Genomic DNA, 6,779 nt, shown 5'->3' with positions numbered 1-6,779 from the left:
GGCGCTTGGCCGGGCTTGTTGCAAGTTGCTACTTCGCGTTATAGGGAATGTGCCGATTCGCCGATTGACTTGCAAGCCGGTCAACGCGCTTGCGTACCGTCCTGCGCAGATCACGTCCGTGGTAGCTGCCAGCCGCTCTGCGGATCGCTGCCTCCGCTGCCTGCATCAACGTTGCCTCGGCCAAGCCCGCCAACAACTGCCAATCCCTCTCGGCGATGGTCCATGCCGGGTCGGGCGTGGCCTGCACGCCCAGCACAACGGCCACGTAGGCGCGCCCACAGATGATCGGCAACACCTGCGCGCATCGCTCCCCCACCTTGCCTGTAGCCGCCAGCAGCGCGGCCGCAAGCTCGGTGACGATGCGCTGCCGGCGATAGTCGGTTTGACACACGATCGCCAAGGCGATGTCCGGCCCGATGTCGCTTTCCCCCTCTCTGGCATAGGCCAGCGCGGCAGCCATCGTGTGCACGTCCGGCATGGTGTCGCTTTTGGTGCCGTGTCCCTCCATGGGCGCGCGATAGGTCGTGCCGCCGCTCATCCTGGCCAGCCGCTCACGGAAGCTGGCACGCTCGCTCGTGTAGGCATCAGTCATGGGTGTTCTCGCTGCTCTGGGGTTGTTCGGCCAGCCGCGCGTAGCGGTAGGCATGTTGGCGGGCCTGGGAAGCAATCTGCCGGTAGGTTTCTGCCACCGTGGATCGCTCGCCGTTGTCCCGCCAGAGCAAACGGTCGTAGCGATAGGACTGCGCGTCCAGCCAATCGGCAAAATTGCGCAACGTTTGTGCAGGATGCTGGATGCACCTCATGCGGCCACCTCCACCATCACGTCGTTTACAGTGCGAAGACCGATCTGGCCTCGTCGATGCAAACCACGAACGTTGCGGCCATAGACCTGAATCGGTTCGCGCGGTATCGAATGTTGCAGATTGACTACGATGCCTCCTCCACAAATGACATCTTCATTGGCAAGGGTGATTACATGGCTGACCGTTCTGGCAAACATCGCTTTATCGATCGCATCAACCAAATTTTCAAAGAATTTTCTCGCGAGCAACCTCGGCTCGCAGATGCGAAAACACAAAGTTACTGGCTTGAAGGTTTGCTGGAGCTTGGGCGAAATTGGGCCCTGGCAGTTGCCATCGCTGGTGCTGCAATCACTGCCCACAATACAGAGATCGTGCAGGGCACAAGCGCGTGGGTAAAACATGTGCTCGTTGCTGGCCTGGGAGTTAGCATCTTGTGGGTGATCCTCGCCTGCCTTCGCTTCCACATAGTTTTCTCCAAGCATTTGAAGAACAAAATTGCTGCTTTTTTTGCATTTCTTTTGTATTGCGGACTCGTCACGATCGGCTATTGCTTGGTGCTGTTGGTCGGCACGATCTCCGACAACAATGCGATTGTAAAAACTTGCGACACTATGGGACAAAATCCCAACAGTAAGATCTACAAAGCCAATGAGTGCGTTCGGCTTCGCAAGCAGCGGGAAGCGCTGCGAAAGCGTCTTGAAGGCAGCTGAGTCGGTCCACATCGTTTCTACGTGGATGGAGCTCCCTCCTACGCCTTCGCACTTACACGCATCAACATCCAGCGATGTGGTGGGGCTCCGCAGGATGAGTAGGTCAATCGGGTCAATCATGTTCACCTCCATGGGAATAGCGTCTGCCAACAGTCGCTGGACCGGACTTGGTGGCACGGAACTTGGGCTTGGTCGGCGGCACCATCGGGTCTTGCTGCGGCGCCCACTCGATTGGCGTGAAGCTCTGCCGCGCCATGTCGGCGCCGAGGTAGAACTCGCCCAGCGCGCCGTTTCGTTGCTTGGCGAGGGTGACCTTCACCACTGCGCGATTGGCCTTGTCTGGGCGGTGCAGCAAGATCACCACATCGGCGTCCTGCTCGATGGACCCTGACCCGCGCAGGTGCTTGAGCGATGGCTCATCGTCGCCATCGCGGTTCAACTGCGAGAGCAGGATGACCGGCACACGCAGTTCCTTTGCCAGCCTCTTCAGGCTGCGCGTGATGTGCTGGATGCCCTGCTCCTGGTTTTCCTTCCTGGGCAAGTCGATGTAGGTCAGGTAGTCGACGACCACCAGCCCCAACGCGCCCGCTTCCGCGGCCACCTGGCGGGCACGCGCGCACACCCCTTCCACCGACAGCGACGAAGCGTCGTCGACGTACAGCAGGTGCTTGGCCAGTTGCTGGGCGGCGGCCGGCGCGCTAGCCCATTCCTCCTCCTCCATCAGCTTGGGCCTACGGATGTGCATGGCGTTGATGCGGCCCAGCTTGGAGATCGCGCGATCAGCCAACTGCTCACCGGACATTTCCAGCGACGCCAGGAAGCCGTTGACGCCCCCGTCTGGCCGTGTGCCATGCAGCAAAGTCTGCAGCGCGAACGCTGATTTCCCGATGCTTGGCCTTGCCGCGACGATGATCAGGTCGGTCGGCTGCCATCCTCCGATGAGGTCGTCCAGCGGATCGAATCCGGTGGCAACACCGGTCATGTCGTTATCGGTGTTGAACCGCGTCATCATCCCCTTCATCGAGGAGCGGACGAATTCCGAAATGTGCCGCGGCCCGTTGCCCGTCAGCTTGGGCATGCAGGTGGCCAGGATGCGCTGCGCCTCGCCGTACACGTCCTCTTCTGCCCCCAGGTGGGCGATGCGGCTGCCGGCCTGGCGGACCCTGCGCAGCAGCTCTCGCTGGCTCACCAGCGCGGCGTAGTTGCGCACGTAGCGCGGATTGCCGATGGAGTGGACATAGATCTCCAAGGCCACATCCGCGATTGCCGGATGGCGTTCGCCCAGCGTGACCACGTCCGAGGGACGCCCCGCAACGATTTCGGCCTTGATCGCCTCAAACAGGGCGCGGCACTCACGATCCCCGAAGTCATCTCCCTGCAGCAGGTCAGCGATGTGCCAGTAGCAAGTCGGATCGCGCAACAGGCATGCGAGCACGGCCGATTCGGCGTCGAACTCGGGCCGCCTCATCGCTCGATCTCCAGGCTGCCGAGCGCGATGTTCATGACCTGCTCGAATCGCTCATCGTCGATCAGCGTCGATAGCGATTGCTTCCAGCGCGCGTTGTTGGGGTTAGGACGATCCCCCCGCATCCAGGGGTCCTGCAGACACACGCTGAAGTAGATCTCCCAGAACTCTGGCGCATCGAAGATCACTCCGGCCGCCTTGCAGGTCTTGCGTGCGTTGGCATCGGCCTTGCGCAGCTTGCGTTCCAGTAGCGCAGTGGTCGCCAGGCTGGCAGTGCATCCGGGGCGATGCCCAAGCATCCGGTTGTAAGTCTCTCGGATCACCTCCACCGGTGTCGGTGGTCTGTGTTGATCTTCCTGCTGACCCAGCTCTTCCTGAAGACCCAGCTCTTCCTGACTGCTCAGCTTTTCCTGGTTGGTTAGCAGTTGCTCGCTGGCTGCTGAGTCCCCATCGGGGACTATAGGGGCATGCTCTTGTGTTCCTTGGGGTGTTAGATATGGGGTGTTAGGGTCGCGCTGTGCGACTACGGGTGGTCGCGCTGTGCGACTAGGGTGATGGTTCTGTGCGACTAGGGTGGTGGTTCTGTGCGACCAGGGTGGTCGTGCAGTGCGACCGGGGGTGATCGTCCTGTGCGACTACGGGGGTCGCGCTAGGCGACCGAGGAAAAGAGATCGCATAGGTGTTGGAATCGGCTTCCAGCCGTCCTGACGCTTTGCTCTGCCGCACCCGACTGCGCTTGCTGAGCCAGCCTGCGGCGATGGCCATGTCCACATGCCGGATGACGGTCGCGCGATTGAGGGAAGTGCCAGCGGCGAGCGTTTTGTACGACGGGAAGGCGCCTTCGCCGTGTTGATTCATGTGCGTACCGATGACCAACAGCACCAGCTTCGTGCTGGGTTCCAGGCACGACCTGGTGACCGCGGACTGCCAGGAAAAATGCTCGCTCACGGCAACGCCTCCTGCGGCGGTTGCTGGCCGCTTAGCCCTGAGCAGAAATGTGAATCGGCCTTGGCCACCTTGTCGGCCATCTTCTGCGTGCGCACGCTCGCTCCAGCCTGGGCGGCGCGGGACTCGACGGTCTGCAAAGGTGCAACGTTGCACCTTTGCTCATTGGCCGCGTACTGATTGCTACCGTTGCCCCAGATCGTTTGCGCTTTTGCCCAATCCTGGGCGCTGGCGACGATGGCCGCTTGCTGGCCGGCGCTCAGGTGGCGTCGGTGCAGGTTCGAGGACAGGACGAAGGAGACGATATTGCCACCGGTGAACTCGGTGAACGTTGGCTCGACGCCAGCCTCCACGCACGCGCGGTAACGATTGCCGCCGTCCAGAACCATCCCGTCCAGCAGCACGATGGGATGGCGCAGGCCGTTCGCTGCGATGTCCTCGCGCAGCGTGTCGAACTGAGCACTGGCTAGGCGCGGGAACAGGGTGCAAAGCGGATGAAGCTCGTGGATGTGCTCTGGCATACTTGGGCCTCATACATCGAAGCCCCGGTCCTGTTCGCGAGACGGTCGGGGCTTCGTCGTTTCTGACGATGGGCCGCCAGGGCGACCCGCTTCGCGCCAGACACCACCGCGGCCACTTCCTCGCGATGGATGTACGCACCATCCCTGACCCCTTCGGCCAGCGTCCAAGCCGGCTAAGCCTCGCGTGCATGCGCCTATCCCACTCCAGATAGTTTCCGGTTAAGCCCTTCCCCTGCTGCTGGCTCCAGAAAGATCTCTGAAATCTTTCTGGAGGACAGCCGGAAGCATCCCGTTGCGCTTAACGGGCCACTCCCGACCGGTGGCCCTTACCGCGGGCCAGACGCGCCGATCAGCATCTTGTTCGGGACGTGCGCTATGCCGACTACGGCGCACCCTGCTGTCTCATTCCCTATCCCACGGTTGCAGGCTTCAACGATGCGGCCCCGCCGTTACCCAACGACCGCACCGGGTGGTTGGGCTAATCCGGCACTGGCGCCTCTCCCATGCCTATCTGGCGCGGCTGCAGCGGTATCGAGTACCCCGTGACCCGGCCAGCCTCATCACGCTGCCAGTGCACGTCTGGCCGCAATTGCTCGCAGCTCACCCCGGTCAACGCCTCAATGGCCGGACATTGCGCCGACGGCACTTGCCCGCGCCTGTACCAACCGCAGATGGAGGGTTGCTTGATCCCTAGCGCTCTGGCGAGGGTGGCCGCATTGGTCGCCGCGGCGATGGCTTGATCGAGTGCTGGCATGTCCATGCGCAAAATTTATCAAATAGCTAACTCATAAAACAATCCCCGAGGTAACATCTGTGTTATCCTAACGCTAACCCTCTACCTGAGATCCTGCCATGGATATCGCAGACATTCGCCTGGAAAATCTGCGCTTGGTCATCGACCAGTTGATCGAGCAGGGCTTCAAGACCCGCAAAGAGCAAGCACAGCGGCTCGGCGATTTTTCGAGCTCGTACCTGTCTCAGCTGCTTGCCGGCAAACCCATCGGCAGAGAGGTCGCCCGAAAAATCAGCCTGGTGATGGACCGCGACACGGGGTGGATGGACAGACCACACGCACCCAGCTCACAAGCGGACTCATCACTATCAGAAACTGAGATTGCGCCTGGCTACCTTCGCTTGGCACTGTACGAAGGAGCTGCCGGCATGGGCACGGGCGTCGTGAATCAGGATTTCCCAGAGGTCATCCGCACCCTGGAGGTCGCCGAATGGGAGGTGCGCCGAAAGCTCGGCTTCCTCCCGAAGCCTGGGCGCATCCAGCTCATCACCGGGCGCGGCCCCTCCATGCGACCCAAGATCGAGGACGGGGACGTGGTGTGGATTGACACAGCGATCGATTACTTCGACGGCGACGACTACTACCTCATCAACGTCGATGGCGAGACGTCGATCAAGATGCTGCAACGCCGGTCAGACGGCATCTACGTGGTCTCGATCAACCCGGAGTTTCCGGCCTGGAAACCCGAGCTCGGTGCACTGCGGGTCAAAGGCCGCGCACTCATCCATGCCGGCTTCCGTCGGTTCTGATCCCTGAACGCAGCAGATTTAGCTGACGAGTAGGTGAGTGCCGAGAAATTATCAGTTTACTAATTTTTATCTGATTGCTAAATTCCCTTGGCTGCGCCACTGTTCGGCGCGCAGGGGCAAGACGCATGCAAGACAACACCGCACACACCGTGGGTCAGCAGGCCCACCCTCCCGGCCACCGGACACATCCCCGCAGCGCTGCAGACGATTCGCCCGGCGATCGCTGCAGTGTCGGCGGTCCGCAGCAGCCAGCCCATGCCGAGATGGCCGGCGTGAGCGCCCAGCCTGCCAGCGGGATCGAATCGGTCACCGTTGCCGGCTACCGCGGCGAGGTCCAGTTGACCTACCAGCCCGGCCAGGACGATTTCACCGTCAGCGTGCTGCACCGGGGCGTGCCGCTGGCCACCATCGTCACCAGCCTGCGCCAGGGCATTGCGTTCGAGCAGCCCCTCAATGGCCGGGCACAGCGCCACTACCTCTACCTGCGCGGCACCTTCATCGACCTGCCAGAGGCCGGCTGGTCAACGCTACGCGACTGGTACAGCGCGCGCGCCACCGCCGCCTGGCAACGCCGTCACCGGTTGGCCACCGCATCTGGCCCGACATCACCCCTCCCCAGCAACATGAACCCAGGAGACCTGACGTTTGAATAAGAAAGCCCTGACCCTCGGCGCGCCCGCGAACGCCGCCGGCGCTGCCGTCCTGCGCATGGCCGAAGAGGAGACGATCCACATCGGCCATGCAATCGAAGTCCATCTCGTCAAGGCAGATGACGGTCGTGCCGTGCTCTCCA

10 protein-coding genes are annotated in these 6,779 nt (G+C 61.8%); 2 read left to right on the top strand and 8 right to left on the bottom strand.

What is annotated here, in order from left to right; all coding sequences use genetic code 11:
* Positions 1-28: 28 nt before the first annotated feature.
* From XBLMG947_RS20450 to XBLMG947_RS20420, 8 genes are all read right to left on the bottom strand, one after another.
* The gene (locus tag XBLMG947_RS20450) at positions 29-592 is read right to left on the bottom strand and encodes a hypothetical protein (RefSeq protein ID WP_065470360.1); all 564 of its coding nucleotides are present in this window, start codon (positions 590-592) and stop codon (positions 29-31) included.
* Positions 585-803 carry a hypothetical protein gene (locus tag XBLMG947_RS20445; protein ID WP_065470359.1) on the bottom strand — a complete coding sequence of 73 codons (219 nt, stop codon included), beginning with the start codon at positions 801-803 and terminating at the stop codon, positions 585-587. The genes XBLMG947_RS20450 and XBLMG947_RS20445 overlap by 8 nt, the downstream gene beginning before the upstream one ends.
* Positions 800-1,633, bottom strand: coding sequence for a hypothetical protein (locus tag XBLMG947_RS23030; RefSeq protein WP_139074467.1), 834 nt, complete (start codon positions 1,631-1,633; stop codon positions 800-802). Before XBLMG947_RS23030 ends, XBLMG947_RS20445 begins: the two co-directional genes overlap by 4 nt.
* Entirely contained in the window at positions 1,626-2,981 is a 1,356-nt protein-coding gene (locus XBLMG947_RS20435; RefSeq protein WP_065470357.1) for a replicative DNA helicase, read from the bottom strand. The genes XBLMG947_RS23030 and XBLMG947_RS20435 overlap by 8 nt, the downstream gene beginning before the upstream one ends.
* Positions 2,978-3,301 carry a hypothetical protein gene (locus XBLMG947_RS20430; protein WP_245228283.1) on the bottom strand — a complete coding sequence of 108 codons (324 nt, stop codon included), beginning with the start codon at positions 3,299-3,301 and terminating at the stop codon, positions 2,978-2,980. Before XBLMG947_RS20430 ends, XBLMG947_RS20435 begins: the two co-directional genes overlap by 4 nt.
* 223 nt (positions 3,302-3,524) lie before the next feature.
* Complete coding sequence (locus XBLMG947_RS22190) at positions 3,525-3,926, bottom strand: helix-turn-helix domain-containing protein (protein WP_083993305.1); 402 nt, start codon at positions 3,924-3,926, stop codon at positions 3,525-3,527.
* Complete coding sequence (locus XBLMG947_RS20425) at positions 3,923-4,444, bottom strand: ParB N-terminal domain-containing protein (RefSeq protein ID WP_065470356.1); 522 nt, start codon at positions 4,442-4,444, stop codon at positions 3,923-3,925. The genes XBLMG947_RS22190 and XBLMG947_RS20425 overlap by 4 nt, the downstream gene beginning before the upstream one ends.
* Before the next feature lie 478 nt (positions 4,445-4,922).
* Positions 4,923-5,198 (bottom strand): YdaS family helix-turn-helix protein, encoded by a 276-nt coding sequence (locus XBLMG947_RS20420; protein ID WP_245228284.1) that lies wholly within the window; start codon positions 5,196-5,198, stop codon positions 4,923-4,925.
* A gap of 98 nt (positions 5,199-5,296) precedes the next feature.
* Between XBLMG947_RS20420 and XBLMG947_RS20415 the strand changes: the two genes are divergently transcribed.
* On the top strand, positions 5,297-5,986 hold the full coding sequence (locus XBLMG947_RS20415; RefSeq protein ID WP_065470354.1) for a S24 family peptidase: 690 nt from the start codon (positions 5,297-5,299) through the stop codon (positions 5,984-5,986).
* 263 nt (positions 5,987-6,249) lie between these two features.
* Complete coding sequence (locus XBLMG947_RS20410) at positions 6,250-6,639, top strand: hypothetical protein (protein WP_065470361.1); 390 nt, start codon at positions 6,250-6,252, stop codon at positions 6,637-6,639.
* Positions 6,640-6,779: the final 140 nt, after the last annotated feature.

Origin of the sequence: Xanthomonas bromi, from assembly GCF_900092025.1 — a bacterium.
GTDB lineage: Bacteria > Pseudomonadota > Gammaproteobacteria > Xanthomonadales > Xanthomonadaceae > Xanthomonas > Xanthomonas bromi.
This window is presented reverse-complemented; position numbering and strand designations above follow the sequence as displayed.

Excerpts from the sequence above, each read along its gene's own strand:
- XBLMG947_RS20420 (WP_245228284.1), bottom strand. The coding sequence starts at position 5,198 with ATGCCAGCACTCGATCAAGCCATCGCCGCGGCGACCAATGCGGCCACC.
- XBLMG947_RS20450 (WP_065470360.1), bottom strand. The coding sequence starts at position 592 with ATGACTGATGCCTACACGAGCGAGCGTGCCAGCTTCCGTGAGCGGCTG.
- XBLMG947_RS20425 (WP_065470356.1), bottom strand. The coding sequence starts at position 4,444 with ATGCCAGAGCACATCCACGAGCTTCATCCGCTTTGCACCCTGTTCCCG.
- XBLMG947_RS20415 (WP_065470354.1), top strand. The coding sequence starts at position 5,297 with ATGGATATCGCAGACATTCGCCTGGAAAATCTGCGCTTGGTCATCGAC.
- XBLMG947_RS20410 (WP_065470361.1), top strand. The coding sequence starts at position 6,250 with ATGGCCGGCGTGAGCGCCCAGCCTGCCAGCGGGATCGAATCGGTCACC.
- XBLMG947_RS20435 (WP_065470357.1), bottom strand. The coding sequence starts at position 2,981 with ATGAGGCGGCCCGAGTTCGACGCCGAATCGGCCGTGCTCGCATGCCTG.
- XBLMG947_RS20445 (WP_065470359.1), bottom strand. The coding sequence starts at position 803 with ATGAGGTGCATCCAGCATCCTGCACAAACGTTGCGCAATTTTGCCGAT.
- XBLMG947_RS23030 (WP_139074467.1), bottom strand. The coding sequence starts at position 1,633 with ATGATTGACCCGATTGACCTACTCATCCTGCGGAGCCCCACCACATCG.